The 22,689-nt window shown below is 36.8% G+C and carries 23 protein-coding genes and 1 pseudogene; 23 read left to right on the top strand and 1 reads right to left on the bottom strand.

What is annotated here, in order from left to right; translation table 11 throughout:
* Positions 1-182 precede the first annotated feature (182 nt).
* A complete protein-coding gene (locus G7Y57_RS09825; RefSeq protein ID WP_006801658.1) occupies positions 183-458 on the bottom strand; it encodes an HU family DNA-binding protein in 276 nt (91 codons plus the stop codon).
* Between the two features lie 138 nt (positions 459-596).
* On the opposite strand from G7Y57_RS09825, the gene mutY reads away from it, so the two are divergent.
* The 23 genes and pseudogenes from mutY to G7Y57_RS09710 all read left to right on the top strand — a co-directional run bounded on the left by mutY (position 597) and on the right by G7Y57_RS09710 (position 22,680).
* Complete coding sequence (gene mutY / locus G7Y57_RS09820; protein WP_165023119.1) at positions 597-1,652, top strand: A/G-specific adenine glycosylase; 1,056 nt, start codon at positions 597-599, stop codon at positions 1,650-1,652.
* Positions 1,653-1,850: 198 nt separating this feature from the next.
* Entirely contained in the window at positions 1,851-3,323 is a 1,473-nt protein-coding gene (locus G7Y57_RS09815; protein WP_165023116.1) for a hypothetical protein, read from the top strand.
* A 98-nt stretch (positions 3,324-3,421) separates the two neighbouring features.
* The gene (locus tag G7Y57_RS09810) at positions 3,422-4,348 is read left to right on the top strand and encodes a glycosyltransferase family 2 protein (protein ID WP_165023113.1); all 927 of its coding nucleotides are present in this window, start codon (positions 3,422-3,424) and stop codon (positions 4,346-4,348) included.
* A gap of 192 nt (positions 4,349-4,540) precedes the next feature.
* Positions 4,541-4,894: an NADH-quinone oxidoreductase subunit A gene (locus G7Y57_RS09805; RefSeq protein ID WP_165023111.1), complete on the top strand. Its 354-nt coding sequence runs from the start codon at positions 4,541-4,543 to the stop codon at positions 4,892-4,894.
* Positions 4,885-5,448, top strand: coding sequence for an NADH-quinone oxidoreductase subunit B (locus tag G7Y57_RS09800; protein ID WP_165023094.1), 564 nt, complete (start codon positions 4,885-4,887; stop codon positions 5,446-5,448). The genes G7Y57_RS09805 and G7Y57_RS09800 overlap by 10 nt, the downstream gene beginning before the upstream one ends.
* Before the next feature lie 65 nt (positions 5,449-5,513).
* Entirely contained in the window at positions 5,514-7,142 is a 1,629-nt protein-coding gene (locus G7Y57_RS09795; RefSeq protein WP_165023091.1) for an NADH-quinone oxidoreductase subunit D, read from the top strand.
* Positions 7,143-7,177: 35 nt separating this feature from the next.
* Entirely contained in the window at positions 7,178-8,305 is a 1,128-nt protein-coding gene (nuoH, locus tag G7Y57_RS09790) for an NADH-quinone oxidoreductase subunit NuoH (protein ID WP_165023087.1), read from the top strand.
* 16 nt (positions 8,306-8,321) lie between these two features.
* A pseudogene (locus G7Y57_RS17975) lies at positions 8,322-8,795 on the top strand (4Fe-4S binding protein); the annotation flags it as partial.
* 313 nt (positions 8,796-9,108) lie between these two features.
* A complete protein-coding gene (locus tag G7Y57_RS09780) occupies positions 9,109-9,612 on the top strand; it encodes an NADH-quinone oxidoreductase subunit J (protein WP_165023081.1) in 504 nt (167 codons plus the stop codon).
* 11 nt (positions 9,613-9,623) lie between these two features.
* Positions 9,624-9,968: an NADH-quinone oxidoreductase subunit NuoK gene (gene nuoK / locus G7Y57_RS09775; RefSeq protein WP_165023078.1), complete on the top strand. Its 345-nt coding sequence runs from the start codon at positions 9,624-9,626 to the stop codon at positions 9,966-9,968.
* 23 nt (positions 9,969-9,991) lie between these two features.
* Positions 9,992-11,935, top strand: a complete 1,944-nt coding sequence (nuoL, locus tag G7Y57_RS09770; protein ID WP_165023075.1) for an NADH-quinone oxidoreductase subunit L — start codon at positions 9,992-9,994, stop codon at positions 11,933-11,935.
* Between the two features lie 22 nt (positions 11,936-11,957).
* On the top strand, positions 11,958-13,439 hold the full coding sequence (locus G7Y57_RS09765) for a NuoM family protein (RefSeq protein ID WP_165023072.1): 1,482 nt from the start codon (positions 11,958-11,960) through the stop codon (positions 13,437-13,439).
* Positions 13,440-13,489: 50 nt separating this feature from the next.
* On the top strand, positions 13,490-14,914 hold the full coding sequence (locus tag G7Y57_RS09760) for an NADH-quinone oxidoreductase subunit N (protein ID WP_165023069.1): 1,425 nt from the start codon (positions 13,490-13,492) through the stop codon (positions 14,912-14,914).
* 96 nt (positions 14,915-15,010) lie between these two features.
* Entirely contained in the window at positions 15,011-15,709 is a 699-nt protein-coding gene (locus G7Y57_RS09755; protein WP_165023066.1) for a MotA/TolQ/ExbB proton channel family protein, read from the top strand.
* Between the two features lie 22 nt (positions 15,710-15,731).
* Complete coding sequence (locus tag G7Y57_RS09750; RefSeq protein WP_165023063.1) at positions 15,732-16,142, top strand: ExbD/TolR family protein; 411 nt, start codon at positions 15,732-15,734, stop codon at positions 16,140-16,142.
* A 148-nt stretch (positions 16,143-16,290) separates the two neighbouring features.
* The gene (locus G7Y57_RS09745) at positions 16,291-16,839 is read left to right on the top strand and encodes an RNA polymerase sigma factor (RefSeq protein ID WP_165023060.1); all 549 of its coding nucleotides are present in this window, start codon (positions 16,291-16,293) and stop codon (positions 16,837-16,839) included.
* Positions 16,840-16,842: 3 nt separating this feature from the next.
* Positions 16,843-17,436, top strand: coding sequence for a hypothetical protein (locus tag G7Y57_RS09740; RefSeq protein WP_165023057.1), 594 nt, complete (start codon positions 16,843-16,845; stop codon positions 17,434-17,436).
* A 480-nt stretch (positions 17,437-17,916) separates the two neighbouring features.
* Entirely contained in the window at positions 17,917-18,744 is an 828-nt protein-coding gene (locus tag G7Y57_RS09735; protein WP_165023054.1) for a hypothetical protein, read from the top strand.
* Between the two features lie 73 nt (positions 18,745-18,817).
* Positions 18,818-19,309: a mechanosensitive ion channel domain-containing protein gene (locus G7Y57_RS09730; protein ID WP_165023051.1), complete on the top strand. Its 492-nt coding sequence runs from the start codon at positions 18,818-18,820 to the stop codon at positions 19,307-19,309.
* 74 nt (positions 19,310-19,383) lie between these two features.
* Complete coding sequence (locus tag G7Y57_RS09725; protein WP_165023048.1) at positions 19,384-19,842, top strand: single-stranded DNA-binding protein; 459 nt, start codon at positions 19,384-19,386, stop codon at positions 19,840-19,842.
* A 202-nt stretch (positions 19,843-20,044) separates the two neighbouring features.
* Positions 20,045-20,509: a hypothetical protein gene (locus tag G7Y57_RS09720; protein ID WP_255491398.1), complete on the top strand. Its 465-nt coding sequence runs from the start codon at positions 20,045-20,047 to the stop codon at positions 20,507-20,509.
* Positions 20,510-20,516: 7 nt separating this feature from the next.
* Positions 20,517-22,025 (top strand): glycosyltransferase family 39 protein, encoded by a 1,509-nt coding sequence (locus G7Y57_RS09715; protein ID WP_165023042.1) that lies wholly within the window; start codon positions 20,517-20,519, stop codon positions 22,023-22,025.
* A 310-nt stretch (positions 22,026-22,335) separates the two neighbouring features.
* The gene (locus tag G7Y57_RS09710; protein WP_165023039.1) at positions 22,336-22,680 is read left to right on the top strand and encodes a hypothetical protein; all 345 of its coding nucleotides are present in this window, start codon (positions 22,336-22,338) and stop codon (positions 22,678-22,680) included.
* Positions 22,681-22,689: the final 9 nt, after the last annotated feature.

Raw genomic sequence — 22,689 nt, 5'->3', positions numbered from 1 at the left:
TATAAGTTTGTTCTTGTATATTTCCATTTCATAGAAAAATGTCAGACCTTATTTTTTCTTTTTGTGTCTGTTTTTTCTTAGTCTCTTTTTGCGCTTGTGCGTAGACATTTTATGTCTTTTTCTTTTTTTTCCGCTTGGCATATTTTTTATATTTAGAAATTAATAATTGTTGATGTAATTTTTTATTTTCTTACCTGTATAACAAAAGTTTTAGCCGGCTTAAATGCAGGGATAGAATGTGCAGGTATAATAATTGTAGTGTTTTTAGAAATGTTACGAGCTGTTTTTTGTGCTCTAGTTTTCACGATGAAACTTCCAAATCCTCTTAAGTAAACGTTTTCATTCTTGCTAAGTGAGTCTTTTACAACGTCCATGAATGATTCAACTGTTTTTAATACAGTAGCTTTGTCAATACCTGTATTTTTCGCAATTTCGTTAACGATGTCAGCTTTTGTCATTTTTTTATTTTTTTATAGTTCTAAACAATTAAATTTTTGGACTGCAAATATATAGCTTTTTATTTACCTTTGAAACAAATAAAACTCATTTTTTGTAAAAAAAGCAGTTAAACATGAGATTATCATATATTAAACTACATGGTTGAAGGGAAAAACTTAAGATTGAGTGCATTGCTGACACAATGGTATGAAAAGAATAAGCGGGAATTACCCTGGCGGGAAACAAACGATCCTTATATAATATGGATATCGGAAATAATATTGCAGCAAACACGGGTCGATCAGGGCTGGGCATACTTCGATCGTTTTATTTACCGTTTCCCTGATGTGAGTAGTTTAGCCGTCGCCGACGAGGGCGAAGTGTTGAAATTATGGCAAGGTTTAGGCTATTATAGTAGGGCACGAAATCTTCATGCAACGGCTCAAATAATAGCAGGTATATATAAAGGAGTATTTCCACGCGAATATAAAGATGTTTTAGCATTAAAAGGTATAGGGGAGTATACTGCTGCTGCAATTGTTTCTTTTGCATATAATCAGCCCTATGCCGTAGTCGATGGCAACGTGTATCGGGTGTTGTCGCGTATATTTGCTGTTGATGACGCTATAGATACAACATCCGGCAAAAAGGTTTTTGCTCAATTGGCTCAGTCTTTGCTCAATGAGGAAGAACCGGGTTTGCATAATCAGGCTATCATGGAATTTGGGGCTTTGCAGTGTGTTCCTATGTCTCCCAATTGCCAAATATGTCCAATGGCAGATTTTTGTCAGGCATATTTATATAATAAGGTGTCATCTTACCCCGTTAAAGAAGGCAAGACTAAGGTTCGAAATCGCTATTTTAATTACTTGGATATTCGTCACAACGATAAAATGTATTTGAACAAACGTGGAGCTAAAGATATTTGGCATGGACTTTATGAATTGCCGCTGATTGAAACTTCCGAAAGCTTATCCATAGAACGATTGCAGAAGGATGAGTCTTTTGTTAAGCTGTTTGATAATGTGGAGGGAGTGACAATCACTTTGGTGTCACAAATGAAGCATGTCTTGTCACATCAGATAATTTATGCTAATTTTTATCGAATAGAAATTGAACGCGGGGATTTTCCTGATTACTTACAAATAGAAGCTGAAACGGTCGATGATTATCCGGTTTCGCGATTGGTAGAAAAGTATCTTCTTTCTGATTGATGTTTGTCGTCTTTGCTTTAATTTTTACTTTTGCGGTCTATTTAACTCTCCAATTCTAATTTGGCTTAGTTATTTAAGCTTTACAAATTTATTCTCGGTAATATGAATTATAGTATTCTGGTAAAGATTTTTCGTTCGTTTTGGTTTTGGGTTTTATTAGTCTTTGTTTTGGCTACCGGTATTCGTTGCTTAAAGTTTATGGATAAAGAACATTTATTTTTAGATGAGCACCTTTCTGTAATATTATCTACTTATAATACCTACGGATGGACCGAAGAGTTTAAAGATGATAGTGCCGTATACACAGGACGAGAACTGAAAGCTATTTTATTGTCAGATGATAATTCTTTAAAAAGTATTTTTCAAGATGTAAGATCTTTGCGTAATTCGACGAGAGACGATCCACACACAAATCTGTATTATTCTTTTTTACGCATAAGTTTTTGGGGAGCTGATACAACAGTTTTTGATCAAATATTGATGAGAGGTTTCATTTTGAATCTCCTGCTGTTTGCTTGTGGCTTCTTTTTATTATGCGGGTTGTCTCGTAAATTATTCTCAAATAAAATTCTCGTAATATGCACCCTTGCTATTGCATTCCTTAACCCTGCCTCCATAGCGAATACTTTGTTTTTTAGGCCATATCAGTTACAAGAAACCATTCTTGTATTATTCTCTTTTGTGTTTGTTTTGTGTTATTTGTCAATACAAGATAGGGTGAGGTTCGATACATGGAAAAATATGCTTCTAATTGCGATAGCTACGGCGCTGGTTTTTCTGTCTGGCTATTTTGCAGTATTTTATGTTATTATTTTAGGATTTGCCTTGGTGTTTTTTTCTTATAAGAAAAAACAGAAGTATAATATTTCTTTTTTGATATGTACCCTTGTTTTGTCCTATATATTCGTTTTGACAGTTTATTCCAATTACAATAGCTTCCTTATCGCAGAACGCGGTACACAAGCCATAGAAAAGTTAGGCGGAGACGGGGTGATCGCAAATATTTTATTGTCAATTGAAGGACTGGCTAAAGAGCTTTGTTCATTCTTTCTTGATATATATTCAGTTGGAGTACTTGTTCTTTCGGTAGCCTTTATTTTCATGCAAAGAAGAAAGGGTAACAATCAAGATATAAAATCCTTTCTGCCATTGCTACTTTCTGTTTGTGCTTTATTTTGGATTCTGATTGTTTTTATATTAGCTCCATACAAAGCTATTCGCTATGGTGTTTCTGCTCTGCCGATTGTGTCATTATTTATTCCTTTTGTTTTATCGTATTTCGATTCTCGCAAACAGCAGTTTTTGTTTGTTCTGTTTTTTGCTTTCACATTGAGTAAAGGGATTCTTAAAGACGATGTATATTGGGGTGTTCCCTATGTTAAAGTAAATTGTGTTGAAAGTCAGAAGGTTCCAATGTTAATTGTCAATTCTGATTCGATTGGTCAGGCGCCATGGGTGCAAGCTTTACTAATACCATATTGGGCAGATGATAGGATTGTTGAATTTTCATCAGAAAAAGATTCTTTTTCTAAGATCGAAAAATATGATGATGTATATGTTTTTGCTGTGCCCGGTCTTTCTGAGAATTGTTTTTTACCCGAGGGATATAAATTAGAAGATATTCCAAATAAGCTGAGACATTTTAATGTTTATAGAGTGAAGCGGAAATAATTAAAGATAACAAAGATCTGTATTCTATTTATTATTAGCTTTGTGATTCAGAAATGATCAAACTTTATAATATTGTTTTTATCTAAATTTGCAATATCATGGATAAAATATCCTTAATAATACCTTGCTATAATGAAGAGCAAGCACTTCCCTTCCTTTATGAAGAACTAAAGAAAGTAACAGAAGGTATGTCCGGGCAAGAGTTCGAATTTATTTTTGTTAATGACGGATCGAAAGATAAAACATTATCGGTAATCAAAGGACTTAAAGATGTGGATAACCGTGTCCGTTATGTATCATTCTCTCGTAACTTTGGCAAAGAAGCCGGTATTTATGCCGGGCTAGAGGCGTCGACAGGCGATTATGTCGCATTGATGGATGCCGATTTACAAGATCCGCCATCGTTATTAAAAGAGATGTATGATACTCTTAAAACCGAAGACTACGATTGTGTAGCAACCCGTCGCCTCGATCGCAAAGGGGAGCCGGCAATACGATCTTTCTTTGCTAAGCAGTTTTATCAGTTGATAAATAAAATATCAGATACCGAAATTGTAGATGGTGCTCGTGATTTTCGCCTGATGAGCCGCCAAATGGTAAATGCCATAATTGACTTGAGCGAGTATAACCGTTTTTCAAAAGGTATTTTCGGCTGGGTCGGGTTCAATACTAAATGGATTTCGTATGAAAATATAGAGCGGGTTGCAGGTGCTACTAAGTGGTCGTTTCTGAGTTTGTTCTTTTATTCGATAGAGGGTATCATTGCTTTTTCTACAAGACCTTTATATATAGCATCGGCTTTTGGGATTTTGTTTTGTGTCATCGCCTTTCTGATGATTTGTGTCATCATAATGAAAACACTTATCTGGGGAGATCCTGTAGATGGGTATCCTTCTACTATTTGTATTATATTTTTCATTGGCGGTATCCAGCTTTTCTGCTTGGGTATTCTTGGCCAATATTTGTCAAAAACATATCTTGAAACAAAGAGAAGACCTATTTATATCGTTAAGGAGAAGGCATAACAGTTAATTTTGTAATGTTCAGTTGACAATTTTCGATTATTTGGCGTCTTAAGTTTGTGTATAACGAAATAAAATTTTAATTTTGCGCCCATTGTGTATGGAGTGTATTATATTATATTTCTTATTACAATCGTTTGATAAAGGAACTGAAATACTATAAAACTATAATAGATCTAACTTTAAAATAAAAATATGAGTTCTTCTGCTCTTTTTTTAGTCGTTTTAGTTACAGGGATGACCTTAGTCTGTGCCGGTTTGGGCATGGCCCTGTTGCTCTCTCCTAAATCATTTAATGCGCAAAAAGGTGAGCCTTATGAGTGTGGTATTCCTACACATGGCACATCGTGGATGCAATTTAAAGTGGGATATTATCTGTATGCCATTCTTTATCTGATGTTTGACGTGGAAACTATATTCTTGTTCCCGTGGGCAACAGTAGTGCGTGACTTGGGTATGCAGGGTTTGTATAGCATATTATTTTTCATATTGATATTAGGTCTAGGCTTAGCCTATGCTTGGAGGAAAGGAGCTTTGTCATGGAAGTAAAGAATATATATATAAAAGGGATTCCGAATGAGGAATTTAAAGATAACGAATACCTTGAAGAATACGTTAAAGAGCTTCAATCCAACGGAGTTGGTATTGTAGTCGGTAAACTTGACGATCTAATAAACTGGGGACGATCTAATTCTATATGGCCTTTGGCTTTTGCTACAAGCTGTTGTGGTATTGAGTTTATGGCATCGGCTGCTTCAAAATACGATCTGGCTCGTTTTGGCATGGAGGTTACACGTAACAGTCCACGTCAGGCAGATACAATTGTAGTGGCAGGCACTATCGTGCATAAAATGGCTCCATTGTTGAAGCGTGTTTATGATCAGATGGCCGAACCTAAATATGTAGTGGCAATGGGTAGTTGTGCTATTTCGGGGGGTCCGTTTGTCGATTCTTATCATGTAGTGAAAGGCGTTGACGAAGTTATTCCTGTAGATGTATATATTCCGGGATGCCCGCCCCGCCCCGAAGCCTTGTTTTACGGATTGATGCAATTGCAACGTAAAATAAAAGTAGAGCGATTCTTATTCAAAGTAAAAAAGTAAAAACAAAAGATATTGAATGGAGGAGTAAGTTCGCTTATCCCTTGCCTTTTATTTATTAATAATCGATGGAAAATATCAAGAAGGTAATACTCGATGCTGTACCGGAGGCTGTTATCGAAGAAAGAAATAAGCTTACGGTAACTGTAGAGCCTAACAAATTGCGTCATTTAGCAAAAACTCTTCGTTATCATGCCGAATTGCCGTTCGACTATCTGGCCCAGCTAACAGGAATGGATTGGGGAGAAAAATTAGGTGTAATATACCTGCTTTCTTCATCCAAAGATCTTACTAAAGAGCTTGTTATCGAAACAGGTACAACAGATAGAGAAAAACCTTTATTATATACTGTTACCGATCTTTGGGGGACAGCTCACTATAATGAGCGAGAAGTATTTGCTATGTTGGGTATCCGTTTTATAAACAATCCCGATATGAGACGTTTCTTTCTTAACAGTGATTGGGTTGGCTTTCCGTTGAGGAAAGATTATGATGCAAATCCTGTTTTGAATCCTGTTTCTTTAGAAAGTAAAGAGATTGAAGATATTGCTCCGCGAATAGTAGAGACTCCGCAAGGACTGAAAGAGGAGAAAAATAACATCTTTGCAGATGACGCTTATATCATCAATATAGGACCACAACATCCATCCACTCATGGTGTAATGCACTTTAGAGTTGCGTTAGACGGTGAGATTGTAAAAAAGATAGATGTTCATAGCGGATATATTCATCGTGGAATTGAGAAGATGTGCGAGAATATGACCTATCCTCAAATTCTTCATTTAACCGATCGTTTAGACTATTTATCTGCCAATATCAACCGCCATGCACTGTGTATGTGTGTTGAGAAAGCGGCTGAAATAGAAGTGCCCGAGAGAGCGCAATACATCCGTACCATTATGGATGAGCTTAACCGTATCGACTCTCACCTTATTGCATGGGGTACTATGTGTATGGACCTTGGTGCTACTACAGCATTTATTTATGGAATGCGTGAGCGTGAGCAGATACTTAATATTATAGAAAAAACATCAGGTGGACGTTTGATCATCAATTATAATGTGATTGGTGGTGTAATGTTCGATATTTATAAAGACTTCCAAAAAGATGTAAAGGAATTTATTCCTTATATGAGGAAGCACCTTAAGCAATACGATAAACTATTTACAGGCAATGTAATTGCAGTAGGCCGTATGAAAAACATCGGCATTCTTACTACAGAAGATGCAATTTCGTATGCGGTAACCGGTCCGGCCGGACGAGGTTCGGGTTTTTCTTGCGATATGCGTAAACATCAACCTTATGCCTTATATGATAAGGTTCAGTTTACAGAGGTTATTCGTAATGAGTGCGACTCATATGCAAGATATTTGAATCGTCTTGATGAAATAGAAGAATCATTGAAAATTATAGAGCAATTGATAGACAATATACCCGAAGGTGATATTCAGGCTAAAACTAAAGCCATCATCAAATTACCCGAAGGTGACTATTTTCAACGAGTGGAAGCTGCTCGTGGCGAATTTGGTGTATTTATCCAAAGTAGGGGAGACAAAACTCCTTATCGCATGAAATTCCGTTCTCCGTCGATGGCAGCAGTTTCGGTTATGCCGATAATCTGTGCCGAAGAAAAGATATCCGATTTTATTGGTATCGGAGGATCTATGGATTATGTGATACCTGATATCGATCGCTAAAAAAGATTATTTATTTTATCAATATAAAGAAATATATGTTGTTAAAGGTTTCATTTGAAATTTCTCAGCTAACAAGTTGGTTAGATACAACACTGCGAGCTAATTTACCCGAATTTGCGGTACTTTTAATCCAGTTTGTACTTGTAGGAGTTGCTTTACTGCTTATGTATGCATTGTTGGCTCTGATATTGATTTATGCAGAACGTAAGATAACTGCATTCTTTCAGGCTCGCGTCGGTCCTAACCGTGTAGGTAAATACGGATCGATACAGAGTGTTGCCGATATGTTGAAGATATTGATCAAGGAGATTATCGAAATCAATAATGTCGATAAATTCTTGTTCTATGCTGCTCCTTTCTTTATGATTGTAGCATCTATGCTGACATTTGGAGCATTACCTTTTGGAAAGGGATTGCAAGCTGTCGATTTTAATATCGGAGTATTTTATGTTATAGCAGTATCATCGATAGGTATCATTGGTGTCCTATTAGCAGGATGGTCTAGTAACAATAAGTATTCGATGATTGGTGCTATGCGAAGCGGTGCGCAGTTTATCAGTTACGAACTTTCAGCAGGACTAGCATTGATGACGATGGTTATATTATCGGGAACCATGCAGTTTTCTGAAATGATAGCAAGACAAGAATATTGCTGGAATCTTTTCAATGGTCATATAGTATCAGTAATCGCATTTGTGATTTACCTTATATCGGGTCATGCCGAAACCAATCGTGGTCCTTTCGACTTACCCGAAGCAGAATCAGAATTGACAGCCGGCTATCATACAGAGTATTCGGGTCTTCAATTTGGATTCTTTTATCTGGCTGAGTATTTGAATATGTTTATTGTGGCAGGGATTGCTTGCACAGTATTCTTAGGCGGATGGATGCCGATACAGGTACATGGATGGGAAACCTTTAACGAATGGATGAATTATATTCCTTCTTATGTTTGGTTTTTTGGTAAAACAGGCGTATTGGTATTTGTAAGTTTATGGGTGAGATGGACATTCCCTCGTTTGCGTATAGACCAATTGTTAACTCTTGAATGGAAATATTTATTGCCAATCAACGTAGTAAATATATTATTGATGGTAATTATTGTTTTGGCAGGATGGACATTATCTGACTGGTTGCCTACTATATTTCCTCGAATGTTTTAATTTATAGCAGAATAAAATGAGTTCAGTATCAGAATATTTTTCAGGTTTATTTGGCGGAATCAAGTCGTTACTCACAGGTATGGGTGTGACATGGAAGGAGCTATGGACAAAGAAAATTACAGAGCAGTATCCTGAAAACAGAGCAACACTAGTGATTGCCGATCGTTTTCGTGGCGAACTGGTTATGCCCCACGACGAGAATAACGAGCACGCTTGTACATCTTGTGGTATTTGTCAGATGAACTGCCCGAACGGAACGATTAGAATCGTTTCGAAAACGATAGAAACAGAAGACGGCAAGAAAAAGAAAATTCTTGATGAATATTTCTATGATCTTGGTATGTGTACCTTCTGTAATCTTTGTGTAATAACATGTCCTTCGGATGCAATCAAATTCAGCGGTACGTTCGAGAATTCGTTGTTTACCCGTAGCAAGTTGATTCAGAAATTAAATAATGAAGGTTCAAAACTTCGCGAAAAGAAAAAAGAGTCTAAGCCTGTAGTTGACAAACCGACTGCACCAAAAGTGGAAGTTGCTGCTTCTGTAGCACCTACTGAAAAAGCAATAGAAGCTAAAGCTGAAACTCCTGCGACAGCTACATCTGCATTGAATAATTTGGTAGAGGCAGTAAAAGAGGCTAAAGTGGAAGCGCCAAAACCGGTGGTTGAGGTAAAACCCACAATTGAGCCGACAGTGGAGGTAAAAGAGTCTGAAACAACTAAGGATTCTGTTCCTGCACCTGAAAAGGGCGCGGATAAGACAGAAGGTAAAGAATAACATAACATACGATAATCACGGGATTATGGCAGAGCAAATTATATTTTACATTTTAGCGACGATTATTGTAGCATCCTCTCTTTTGGCTGTTACATCGCAACGCATCATCCGTTCGGCAACCTTCTTGCTTTTTGTGCTGTTGGCTACGGGCGGTCTTTATTTACTATTAGACTATCATTTCCTTATGGCTATACAGATCGCTGTATATGCAGGAGGGGTTATGGTCTTATTTATTTTTGCTATCCTATTGACCAATCAACCGGGAGAAGCAGTGAAGTTCGAAAAACCCAAACGAATGTTCATCTCAGCTCTGGCAGCCCTTGCGGGTATTGCTATCTGCGGACATATCATCTTCCATAATGTGGCTAAGTTCTATACCTATATTAAACAAGACGAGTTAGATATGCGTCAGGTAGGTTTTACGTTGATGGGTACAGATAAATACCAATATATGTTGCCGTTCGAAGCAATCAGTTTGCTACTTCTGGCTTGTATTATTGGAGGTATAATGATTGCTAGAAAGAGATAAAAGATATAATTATGTTTGATTTTATTACAAGTTTTCTGTCGGGACCAGTGCCTATCGAGGCATATCTGGTTGTAAGTACGATTATGTTCTTTGCAGGAGTATACGGATTTCTTTCGCGTAAGAATATGCTTATGGTCTTAATTTCGGTTGAGCTGATGCTGAATGCAGCCGATATCAACTTTGTGGTGTTTAACCGCTATTTATATCCCGGACAATTGGAAGGATTTTTCTTTGCTATGTTTGCGATAGGTATTGCTGCTGCCGAAACAGCTGTGGCAATTGCTATTATCATCAATATATACCGTAATGTGAAGAGTATATATGTAGATGAGAATATAACAACAATGAAACACTAAGTAGAAGGAAATAATTACTCGATATGGATTATAATTTTAATTATTCGATACTCATAGTTGTACTTCCCGCCATAATGTTCCTCATTCTGGGTTTAGGAGGTAAATATATGAAACCTGTTGTGGCAGGTACATTAGGTACAATATCATTGTCGGTGATGGCTATATTGGCCTATCTCACCGGATATCAATATTTCTTTGGCATAGGTGTGGGTGCTGATGGTGCTTATGCAGCAATCAATGTGATTAATTTCGAATGGTTGCGTTTTACTGATCATCTTCATATCGATTTGGGTATGTATCTAGATCCTATTTCGGTAATGATGCTTATCGTTATCACAACCGTTTCGCTGATGGTGCACATATATAGCTTAGGCTATATGAAAGGTGAAAAAGGATTTCAACGTTATTACGCATTCCTTTCACTATTCAGTTTCTCGATGCTAGGCTTGGTTGTAGCAACCAACATTTTCCAAATGTATATTTTCTGGGAGCTTGTGGGGGTATCTTCTTTCTTGCTTATCAGTTTTTATTATATGAAACCGTCGGCAGTTGCTGCTGCGAAAAAAGCATTTATAGTTACACGTTTTGCCGACTTCTTTTTCCTTGTAGGTATCCTGTTGCTATCTTTCTACTCCAATACATTCGATTTTGTAGCACTTACTACACAAGGAGCTCCGTTTATTGCAACTATGCAAGGAACTTCCTTCGTAGGGTTATCTGTCCTTTCGTGGGCCATGTTGCTTATCTTTATGGGTGGTGCAGGAAAATCGGCTATGATGCCGTTCCATATATGGTTACCCGATGCGATGGAAGGGCCAACACCCGCTTCGGCACTTATCCATGCTGCGACTATGGTTGTTGCAGGGGTATTTCTTGTAGCGCGTTTATTCCCTATATACGCTTTCGGAGCACCCGATGTACTTGAGATAATAGCATGGGTAGGTTCTATAACGGCTCTGTTTGCCGCTGTGGTAGCATGTACTCAGACCGATATAAAACGAGTTTTAGCGTTTTCTACGATCTCGCAAATAGCCTTTATGCTTACTTCGTTAGGTGTTTCCAAATTTGGAGGACACGACGGTTTAGGGTATATGGCTGGTATGTTCCATCTATTTACACATGCTTTCTTTAAAGCATTACTATTCTTATGCGCAGGTGCTATTATTCATGCTGTACATAGCAACGAGATGGGTGATATGGGCGGTCTTTTCAAAAAGCTGCCGATCACATGTATTACATTTGGAATTGCATGGCTGGCTATTGCCGGTATCCCTCCGTTTTCGGGTTTTTACAGTAAAGACGAAATATTAGCTGCTGCTTTTGAACATAATAAGGCAATATATGCTATATTGTCTGTATCTGCCGGACTTACAGCATTCTATATGTCTCGTTTATTTTTCCGTATATTCTTTTATGAAAAAAATAAACATTACCATCATGAACCTCACGAGGCTGGTCCGACAATGACAATCCCATTGATAATACTTGCTGTCTTTGCTTTTGTTGCAGGATGGGTTCCATTTAGTCAATTAATTACATCAGACAGAGCACCGTTCGAGGCTCATATCGATATGCAGGTTGCTATCACAAGTGTCGTTATATCTCTTATCGGTATTGGCGTGGCATTTGCATTATACTTCAAGAAAAACGATATACCAGACAAGATTGCTTCAACTCTTGGTGGATTTTATAACTGGGCATATCATAAATTCTATTTCGATGAATTGTGGTTATTCGTTACGCGTAAAATAATATTCAACTGCATTTCTCGCCCTATCGCATGGTTCGACAAAACGTATGTCGATGGATTTATGGATTCGCTGGCTGACGTTACCAATGCAGCTTCCGATACGATCAAAGGATTTCAATCGGGTCGTATACAACAATATGCCCTGGCGTATCTTGTTGGAGCATTGATTCTGGTAGTTGGATTCGCGTTTTGTGTAGTATGTTTTGTTTGTAATTAAGATTTAGTAAAAATATAAGAAGATGAATATTCTTTCATTATTTGTTCTTGTACCTGTTGTGATGTTGTTGGCATTTATTCCTTGCCGCAATATTAAGCAAGTACGCACCGTGGGAGTGATAGGTGCAGTTATCGAAGTCATATTGGCATTGGTATTATTATGTATGTTCTATCAGGAGCGTGCAGCCGGTAATACTGCCGAAATGTTATTTATGTTCGATGCTGTCTGGTATCAGTCGTTGAATATTCATTATTCGATAGGTGCTGATGGTATATCGGTATTGATGATACTATTGACATCGGTAATTATACTCACCGGCACATTCGCTTCGTGGAATATGAATCCGCTGCCTAAGGATTTCTTTATGTGGCTAACTCTCCTTTCGGTCGGGGTATACGGATTCTTTATCTCTCTCGATATGTTTACTATGTTCTTCTTCTACGAGATAGCCTTGATTCCAATGTACTTACTTATCGGACTTTGGGGTACTGGACGAAAAGAATATTCAGCTATGAAGTTGACGTTAATGTTGATGGGGGGATCCGCATTCCTATTCGTAGGAATATTAGGTATTCATTTTAACTCTCCTCTGATAGACGGTCAGCATACATTCGATATAATGAAGATTGCTGCTAATAACACAATTCCTATCGGAGCTCAATATTGGATATTCCCATTGACATTCCTTGGCTTTGGTGTATTAGGTGCTTTATTCCCTTTCCATACTTGGTCGCCCGACGGTCATGCTTCTGCACCTACAGCAGTATCGATGCTCCATGCAGGTGTATTGATGAAACTTGGGGGGTACGGTTGCTTCCGTATCGCTATGCGCTTGCTTCCCGAAGCGGCTGATGAACTTTCCTGGATATTTATTATACTTACAGGTATAAGTGTTATATATGGCGCACTAGGTGCTATTTCTCAAACCGACTTGAAATATATCAATGCTTACTCATCTGTTAGCCATTGCGGACTGGTACTTTTTGCCGTTCTGATGATGAACAAGACGGCTATGACTGGTGCCGTGATGCAAATGTTGTCTCATGGTTTGATGACAGCCCTTTTCTTCGCCCTGATAGGTATGATATACGGACGCACACATACACGTGATATACGGCAGCTAGGTGGCTTAATGAAAGTTATGCCATTCTTGAGTGTTGCCTATGTAATTGCCGGTTTGGCATCCCTAGGGCTTCCGGGATTAAGTGGATTCGTTGCTGAAATGACAATCTTCGTAGGTTCATTCGAGCATGCAGATACTTTCCATCGTGTATTTACAATTATTGCCATCTCTTCTATTGTGGCAACAGCTGTATATATTCTTAAGGTGGTAGGTAAGATTCTATATGGTCCGGTGATAGACGAGCATCACTTGGAGTTGACTGATGCTGTATGGCACGAAAAGATAGCAGTCGTAGGGCTTATTATATGTGTGGCTGGTATGGGATTATTCCCGGGATGGATTTCAAATCTTATCAGCTCTAGTTTAGCTTATATTCAATAAGAAATAAGTAGGAATCAAAATTTGTAAACGTTGTAATTTAAGATATAAAGATGGATTTAAGTAATTATTTGTTGATGAAGCCCGAACTGTCGCTAATGGCAGTATTTCTCTTACTTATTTTTTACGATTTATTTGCTTCAGACAGCGCTAAGAAATACTATTTCCCCGTAGCCTGTACCTTATTTCTGGTGCATACGGTAGCCTGTTTCTTTTTCAAAGATTCGGGTGAGGCCTTTTCTGGATTATATATTACAGGTCCGGCACAACATACAATAAAACAAATATTGAATATCGGCGTATTCCTGATTTTCCTCCAAGCTAACTCTTGGTTGTCAAAACCCGATTCTATATTTAAGCGAGGTGAGTTTTTTATGCTTACTCTTCTTACATTGGAAGGTATGTATCTTATGATCTCGTCGGGTAATTTCATGATGTTTTACATCGGACTCGAAACTGCATCATTGCCTATCGCAGCGCTTGTTGCATTCGATAAATACAGGCATGAGTCAGCAGAAGCAGGAGCTAAATATATCTTTAATGCTATATTTTCATCTGCAATTATGATCTTTGGAATCTCGTTCCTTTATGGAGCGTGCGGAACTCTTTACTATTCGGATATTGCAACAAGTATATATTCTACGCCTTTGGTAATCATGGCTATGATATTTATCATGAGTGGTTTATTCTTTAAGGTATCATTGGTGCCTTTCCATCTTTGGGCTGCCGATACGTATCAAGGTGCACCAACTAATGTGACACTATATTTATCTACCATATCGAAAGGTGCAGCAGTATTTGCACTGATGATTATATTATATACAGTATTCCCTGTGGTTTCTGCTATATGGAAAGATATTATATGGATTATTATTCTGGCGACTATTACTATTGGTAACTTGTTTGCTATTCGTCAAAAAAATATGAAGCGATTCCTTGCATTCTCTTCTGTGTCTCAGGCGGGATACATCATGTTGAGTGTATTTACAGGAACAGCCGAAGGGATGGCAGCTACATTATTTTATATATTTGTATATGTATTTTCTAATCTTGCAGCATTCGGTGTTATCTCAGCTATTGAAGATAAAACGGGTAAAGTAAGTATGGATGACTATAACGGATTGTATAAAACTAATCCGAAACTGGCATTGGTAATGATGATCGCCATGTTCTCTCTGGGGGGTATTCCTCCGACAGCAGGGTTCTTTAGTAAGCTGTTTGTATTTATGACCGCAATGGAGCAAGGACAAATATTGCTTGTTTTCTTGGCATTCTTAAATACTGTTGTATCTTTGTTCTATTACTTACTTGTCGTTAAAGCGATGTTTATCAATAAGAACAATTCTCCTATCGAAACTGTTAACAGTGATGGATATTTGAAACTCTCACTCATTGTATCGATGGTAGGTATATTCTTCATCGGTATGATAAGTTGCTTCTATGAACATATAAATTTAGCCAGCTTTGGGATATATTAACAACAGATAAAAACAATATAAAAGTTCGACATTAGACTGGTAAATCAGCCTTCTGTCGAATTTTGTGTAAAAAATAAAACGTCAAAAATAACACCTATGAACCTATTTGTTCTACTTCAAGAAACAACTCCTATCGTCGATGTAGCAACTCAGGTTGCTCCTGAAGAAAGTTACTTTAACCTTGTGTTAAAAGGTGGATGGATATTATTACCTATCTTTCTGCTTTCGCTATTAGCTATATATGTTATAATAAACAAATGGTTGATTATAAATCGTGTTGGAAAAAAGGATTTGGTATGGCTATCCCGTGTAGTAGAACTAGTCCACGAAGGGAAAACCGACAAGGCTCTTAAGTTTTGTGTCGAGCGTCCTTATTCGTCTGCCAAAGTAGTGGCTGCCGGTCTGAAAGACTTTGATTGTGACGATAGCGAGATACAAGAATCGATGGAGGTTGAGGCCCGTCAACAAGTATCGATGCTCGAAAACCAAATGAACTATTTGGGTATTACTGCATCTATAGCTCCAATGCTTGGTTTCTTGGGTACAATCTTCGGAGTAATAAAAATATTCTATGATATTGCTAAGACAAATGATTTAGCTATAGATACTATCTCTACAGGGTTGTATCAAAAAATGATTTGTTCGGGAGCCGGCTTGTTAGTTGGGATCATTGCATATACGGGATATTATATTTTAAATGGGCGCATAGATAAAGTTGTGGCTAATATAGATAAAGAGTCGAATGAGATTTTGAAAGCTATAAGAGCTTACAAAAAAGGTAAAATAGAGGCTTAACAATTCGTAAAGAGCATAACCAATGAAAATTCAACGAAGAAAAACAAGAGCAGCTGAGGTCTATACGTCCTCATTGAACGATATTATGTTCTTCTTGTTATTGTTTTTCCTTATTATATCTACTATGGTGACACCTGCTGCAATTAGGGTGTTGCTTCCAAATGCATCTACATCGGAACAGGTGGTGACTAAAAAGAATATAAACTTAGTTATCACGGCTGATTTGCATTATTATATTAATGATAAACCAGTAACAAAGGATGAGATAGAACCTACTCTAGCTGCCATTCTTGCTAATAAGCAAGAAAATGAGGAGGCTAACATCTTGTTGCAGGCTGATAGAAGTCTGAATCTGCAAGACGTGGTTGATATGATTGATATAGGTAATAAATTGCGTGTAAAAATGGTTCTTTTTACGCAAAAACAGGACTAAAATTGGTGTTATCATTAATACTTGAATCTTGTAATTGCAGCATGAAATCCATATTCTTCAAAAAATGTAAATAAAAAAACAAATTTATGGTAGGTGCATGCAACATTTTAATAAAAAGTGCATCTTATAAAAAGGAAGCTTAGCTCATATGAATGAACTGCAGATAATAGCAGGTTGTAAGGAACAGAAGCGTGATGCGCAGAAGCTACTCTACGAGATGTACTCTCGTAAGATGTTTGGTATCTGCTTGCGTTACAGTTCCGATCAAAATGCTGCTAAAGATTTGCTGCAGGATGGATTTATTAAAGTTTTCTCCCACATGGGTTCTTTCGAAGGAAAAGGATCTTTTGAGGGTTGGATGAAACGAATTTTTATAAACCAAGCTTTAGAGAATTTAAGAAAAAGAAAATCGATTACAGAAAGTTCAGAACATATAGAAGATCTTCCTGATATTGTGGATGACACAACGGAAGAAGATCAGATGTATAAAATATCAGAAAATGAACTGCTAAAAATGATACAAGAACTACCAAAAGGCTACGCAACCGTTTTTAACTTATACGCAATAGAAGACTATTCCCATAAAGAAATAGCGGAAATGCTTGAAATTAGTGAAGGTACATCTCGTTCACAGTATGTTCGTGCACGCCAGATTCTGCAAGAAAAAGTTAAACAATATCTAAAAAACAGAGGATAAAAGATGGCATTGGAAAACGATAAAATAAAAGATCTCTTCTCTTCGAAACTAAATAGTTTCGAACCGGAAGTGCCTGCATCTCTTTGGGGTGGGTTAGATCTGCTATTATCGCAATCACCAATTCAACCTCTCGTTGATCCATCGTCATCTGCATCGTCCGCATCATCTGCTTCTACATCGGGTACATCTACGGTCATGTCAACTGTAGCGGTTAAGTCAACTGTTGTCGCTGTAAGTGTTGCTGTAATTATTGGTGGAGTCATACTCCTTACTGATAGTGATGAACCGAAGGAAGAGCCTCCTGTGGATAATGTTATAATGATAGATGACACAACAGATACTCTTGAATCATTAGTGGATAGTATGCCTACTGAATCAGTTCCATTGTTGACCGATTTGCCAAAACCTGCACCCGAGGAAAAGACACTTCCAGAAGAGGAAATAGTTGTACCTGTGCAAGATGCTGATACTATTCCTGAGGAAGGAGATGGGCTTTCGGTTGGTAAGAAAGCAGATAATAATACTGAAGATATAATTTATTCCGGGACTAAACTCGGAGATAAGAAAATACAGACAAAAGACAAGAGAGGTAAATAAGGTCAATTCTCATGTCAATCTTGTAGAATAGAATTGTGAGCTGTAATTTCCACTTCAGACTCATATAATAGAAGCTTCATTCGAAAATTTAACTGTTCATATATACTAATAAATTCCAATAACCGTTTTACTATTTAAGCATAGCTAATATGCGTGTGAATAATGGATAGCTTAAGAGTTATCCAGACTTTGTTTGTCAACTATCTGACTATTTAATTGTTGAGAGAGGGCGTATTTTTGAATATCGGATATTTGACATTGTTAAAAACAGTATGAGTAAGTTAAATTTATAAGATGATAGGCAAACAATTCTTTGTATTTTTATCGTGTTGTAAAAAAGTTGTATATTTGAAGCCTAATATGAAAAGCATGCTGTTTTGATACAGTGGATAAATAATCTATTCAGGGAGAAAAACTCAATCGAATTCTCAATTGAGAACACAAAAATAAAATTGAATATTAAATTAAAACTATATAGAAATGAAAAGGATAACGTTTAAAGTAATTTTTTCAGTGTTTGCAACGGCGCTTTTATTGTCTTCTTGTTTGGGAGATGGTGAAAGTACTTCGAAGCAAGAGAATGTGTTTGCATACATGTCGACAGGTGACACAGGTCAGACGATAGCGTCAACACCGATCGGTCAAATGACTTCTGCTAGTATGAGCGATTTTACTGTCGGAAGATGCTATTTTGTTAATTATGAAATAAATTTATCAAATAATTCAAATGGTATCTACACTGCAGAATATATAAGACCTACTAATAGCAATGGACAAGCTATAAGTGAATCAAAATTTCGTACAATACCTGTTCCAGCGGCAACGGATGACGCTATTGTCGCGAAAGGTATAGGAATTCCATTTTTTCACGGAACTGATTATTATGGAGATAATTGGCTATTTAGTTATAGTTTTTCTGTAAAACCAGACGATATAGTAGAAGCTGAATTTTATTATGACAGCACTAATCAGATAGATGAGGATGGGACGGAAATTAAAAATACAGAAGATAAAGTAATAATTGATATACGTTTTAAGAAAACCTATTCACAAGCTGGTGAAGCTACGACTATACCCAAAACTTTTACATCTGTAACTAAACTAAGTGTGCTGAGAGGTTCATTTCCGAGACCAAATAATCCAAGTCCGATTGTACAGGGTGATTATACTCTTATACCAATTAAATTTAGATATTGGGAGCCTGCTTCAAAAGCTGGTGACCCGGATAAGCTTCGTTACGTAGGAACATGGGAGTTGTTGACTACCACATCTAATCAAGTCTATTATTTAATGAAGGAGAATAAATAAATTCAATCTAAATAAATAAACAAAAGGAGGAATGGCTAGTCTGTTTCTCCTTTTTTACACTAACAAAATTGCTATGTACGAATATATCCCACAGTTAATTGCTACAGCCATTGTTTTAATAGCAACACCGGTTTCTAAATACGTAACACGTAAGTTGATACGTAATTTTGGTATTCTTCGTTTGAAAAATGAAAATCGTATAGCGCATATTATAAGAGTTATATACATACTTATAAATTTCACCTGTATTGTTGCCTTGACTATTATTTGGGGGGTACAACCCGAGCATATGCTTGTTGCTTTGTCTTCTATATTTGCAGTTATAGGTGTCGCTATGTTTGCCCAATGGTCTATGCTTAGCAATATAACTGCCGGAATAATTATATTTTTCACGACCCCTTTTCATATTGGAGACGAAATACGCATATTGGATAAAGATTCGCCGATTGTTGCTACAATAGAAAATATCCAGACATTTCATACTTATCTGCGGACAAACGAAGGTGAACTTGTTGTCATTCCAAATTCTCTGTTTTTACAAAAAATTGTATCAGTAGGAGAATAAATAATCCCGAACTCCGACACGTAGAAAAAATTCCTATATTTGTAAATAGATAAGAACCTAAAAACAACAAAGATATGTCCGTAAATAAAGTAATATTAATCGGTAATATAGGGAAAGACCCTGATATAAAATATTTTGATAATGGTAGTGTTGTAGCTAACTTTACGTTGGCAACGACCGAAAGGGGATATACTGCTGCTAATGGAACTCAGATTCCTGACCGTACGGAGTGGCATAATATTGTATGCTGGCGGGGATTAGCTAAAGTTGCTGAGCAGTTTGTCCGTAAAGGAACACAAGTATACGTGGAAGGTAAAATCCGCTCACGTACATACGACGATGCCAATGGAATGAAGCGTTATGTAAACGAGATATATGCGGATAATTTAGAGCTTCTTGGGCGCAGAAGAGAAGCTGGCGAAGGAGGAGAACACTCATACAATACAACTCCGCCTGCTAGCGAAACGAATAATACATATCAGGCTCCAACCTCATTCTCGAATGCTTCGGACGAGGATGATTTGCCTTTCTAAAGGTTTATATATATTGAAATTAATATGGAACAGATTAAATGTAAATAGCTATTAAGCTATAAATGTTTAATCTGTTTTCACTTTACAAATAATGGATTAAATGAGATATTCTTTATGTTTTCTATGCCTGTTATTTTTTTCTTGTAATGAATATACCCCCAAGCCAAAAGGATATTTACGACTCGAAAGGAAGGAGTCTGGTATGGCAGAATACAAGGATCACCAATTCTCATTTCAATACCCCGATATTGCCAGAATAGAGAATGTCGAAGGTTCCCCAGACAACGAAAAATGGTTTAATATTGTTTATCCTCAATATAATGCGACTATTTTTTGCACCTATATTCCTGTTACCCCCGAGACACTGCGTAATGCTCTTGATGATAGTTATCAGTTGGCCTACAGCCATGCTTCGATAGCAGATGCCATAAAACAAGTGAACTTTACTAATGAATTGCATAATACATCGGGAATAATATATGAAATAAAGGGGTCGGTAGCTACTCCCATTCAGTTTTTCGTGACAGATAGTCTTTCTAATTTTTTCAGAGGCTCACTTTATTATGATCAGAAGGTAAATAAGGATTCCATTGCACCTGTAACTCAATTTATACGCGAAGATATTATTCATTTAATGGAATCGTTGGAGTGGGGCAGTACTAAATAGGAGACAGATGAAATTCACGAAGATTATTATATATATTCTTTTATTATGTTTGGCCTTTGGTATATTCTTGTATCAGGATTCTATAAATGTTCTTATTCCTTACGATGATGCATATTCTGCATTTATGATAAGGAGATCATATCTTGATATTCTACGGATCACAGCATCTGATGTACATCCACCGCTTTACTATTGGTTGTTGAAAACGTACAGTCTTATATTCGATAGCTCGATGTTTGCCTTACGCGTATTCTCAGCTCTGGGTATGATGGCAATATTACTGCTTGGTTGTTTTCCTATACGCCGTCATTTTGGAGATCGTGTTGCAATTATTTTTATTATTCTGCTTATTATATTTCCTGTAACTCAATATTTAGTAACGGATATACGAATGTATTCGTGGTGCATGTTCTTCGTTTTGGCATGTGCCTTGTTTGCTTACGATGTTTATTTGAAGGAAAGGTCAGTTGATTGGCTTAAATTTTTCGCAATGAGTGTTTGTGCCGCGTATACTCACAACTATGGATTACTGGGTGTTTTCTGGATATATATTCTGTTGTTGATCTTCCTGTTTAGAGCTAAGAAGAAATGGCTTCATCTGATTATTCTGGGAGTCGTGTTTTCGGTTATTTATTCGCCGTGGCTTTATCAGCTTACTTTTCAGATCGAAGATGTTGTTAGTCATTATTGGATAGTTCCATTAACGTTAAACGATATATTTGTTCATATTTATTATTTTTATTCACCTAAGATAGTAGAAGCACCCTTCCTTTATTTTACAAAAATACAAATGATGGTTGGGCTCATCTTTTTAATGTTAGTACAGTGCATTTTAACCGCAAAGGTGTTTGTAAATGGTTTTAAACAGAAGAACAAGCAGGTCTATTTGAGCTTAATAGCATTTGTGGCATTTCTTTTGCCCATTGCTACAGCTTTTATAATATCTATAATCTACTTACCTATATTAGTTCCCCGCTATATGACGTGCTCGTTTGGATTGTATGTACTTAGTATCGCTATCATTTTGGCTAGGGCTATGGACTTACCTCGATTCAGACAATTAGCTATTGCTTTTCTGATTCTTTTAACTCTCTTTGGTGCCATGCGATTTTACTCATGCAAGAGAGACTACAAGGTAGTAGAAAATGCTTATGCTGATATTCGCCGCTTTATTGCGTCGGATGGAAAGGATGAGCATATTTTTGTGGTGAATTTTTATTCGCATTTTATGCTTAGCCGTGTAGAGCTAATTGCTCCTGGTAATAGATATTGTGTGTTAGTACCTGAGGGAATTAACCCTCGTTTCGAGCCATTTAATTTTGAAAAAATGGGCTATGGAGATCCGGCTGCGCCTGAATTTATTTTATTAAATCAAGATCGACCGGAAGTGCAAGAGGTATTTTATAACTTTTATGATGCTCTACAAAAAGATTTCATGACAGTAGATTCTTTGCGAGCTACTGACATTTTTCTTTACAGAATGAAAGCAAGAAAATTAATCGAACAGAAACAATAAGAAAGGGAGGTGTAACTCATGAGTGACCAGTATTTCTTCCGACGTCTCTGGCTGATAGCTTCCTTTTTCTTTTAAATCTACAACTATCTTTTAATATACAGGATGCCACCATGCTATTCCACCAAAATTGCCCATCGTCAATGAATTTTGCTGATCGATTCCTAAATCACCGATTTGTCCGAAATTTGGGAGTAAAAATAAATATAGCAGGATATCAATAATTTAACTGCTTAAATAGAGAATGCTAAATAATAAATTATACATTTGTCGAAATTTTAATACTATAAATTACAACTACAATTTTACAACTATGAAAAAATTACTTTTATTATTATTGCTTTTACCTCTTATCGTAGGTTCGTGTAGTAAAGATGATGACGACAAAAATGATTCTTTAGAGGGTACAACATGGGAGGCTAATGAGGTTGATGGTGAATATACCTACAAAAGCACTATTAAGTTTCAAAAATCAACATTTAATTATTCAGGGTATGAAGCTCTCGTAGATAAAAAACTAGAATTTTCGGGAAGTGGCACATATACCTACGATCACCCAAATGTAGTTATGGTTGAAGATGGGGAAACTATTGTTGCAACTATAGCGAATAATAAATTGACCGCTAGTGAGGATGGTATAGTTTACATTAAAAAATAATTGATATTA

The organism is Dysgonomonas sp. ZJ279 (genome assembly GCF_011039205.1).
Lineage (GTDB): Bacteria > Bacteroidota > Bacteroidia > Bacteroidales > Dysgonomonadaceae > Dysgonomonas.
This window is presented reverse-complemented; position numbering and strand designations above follow the sequence as displayed.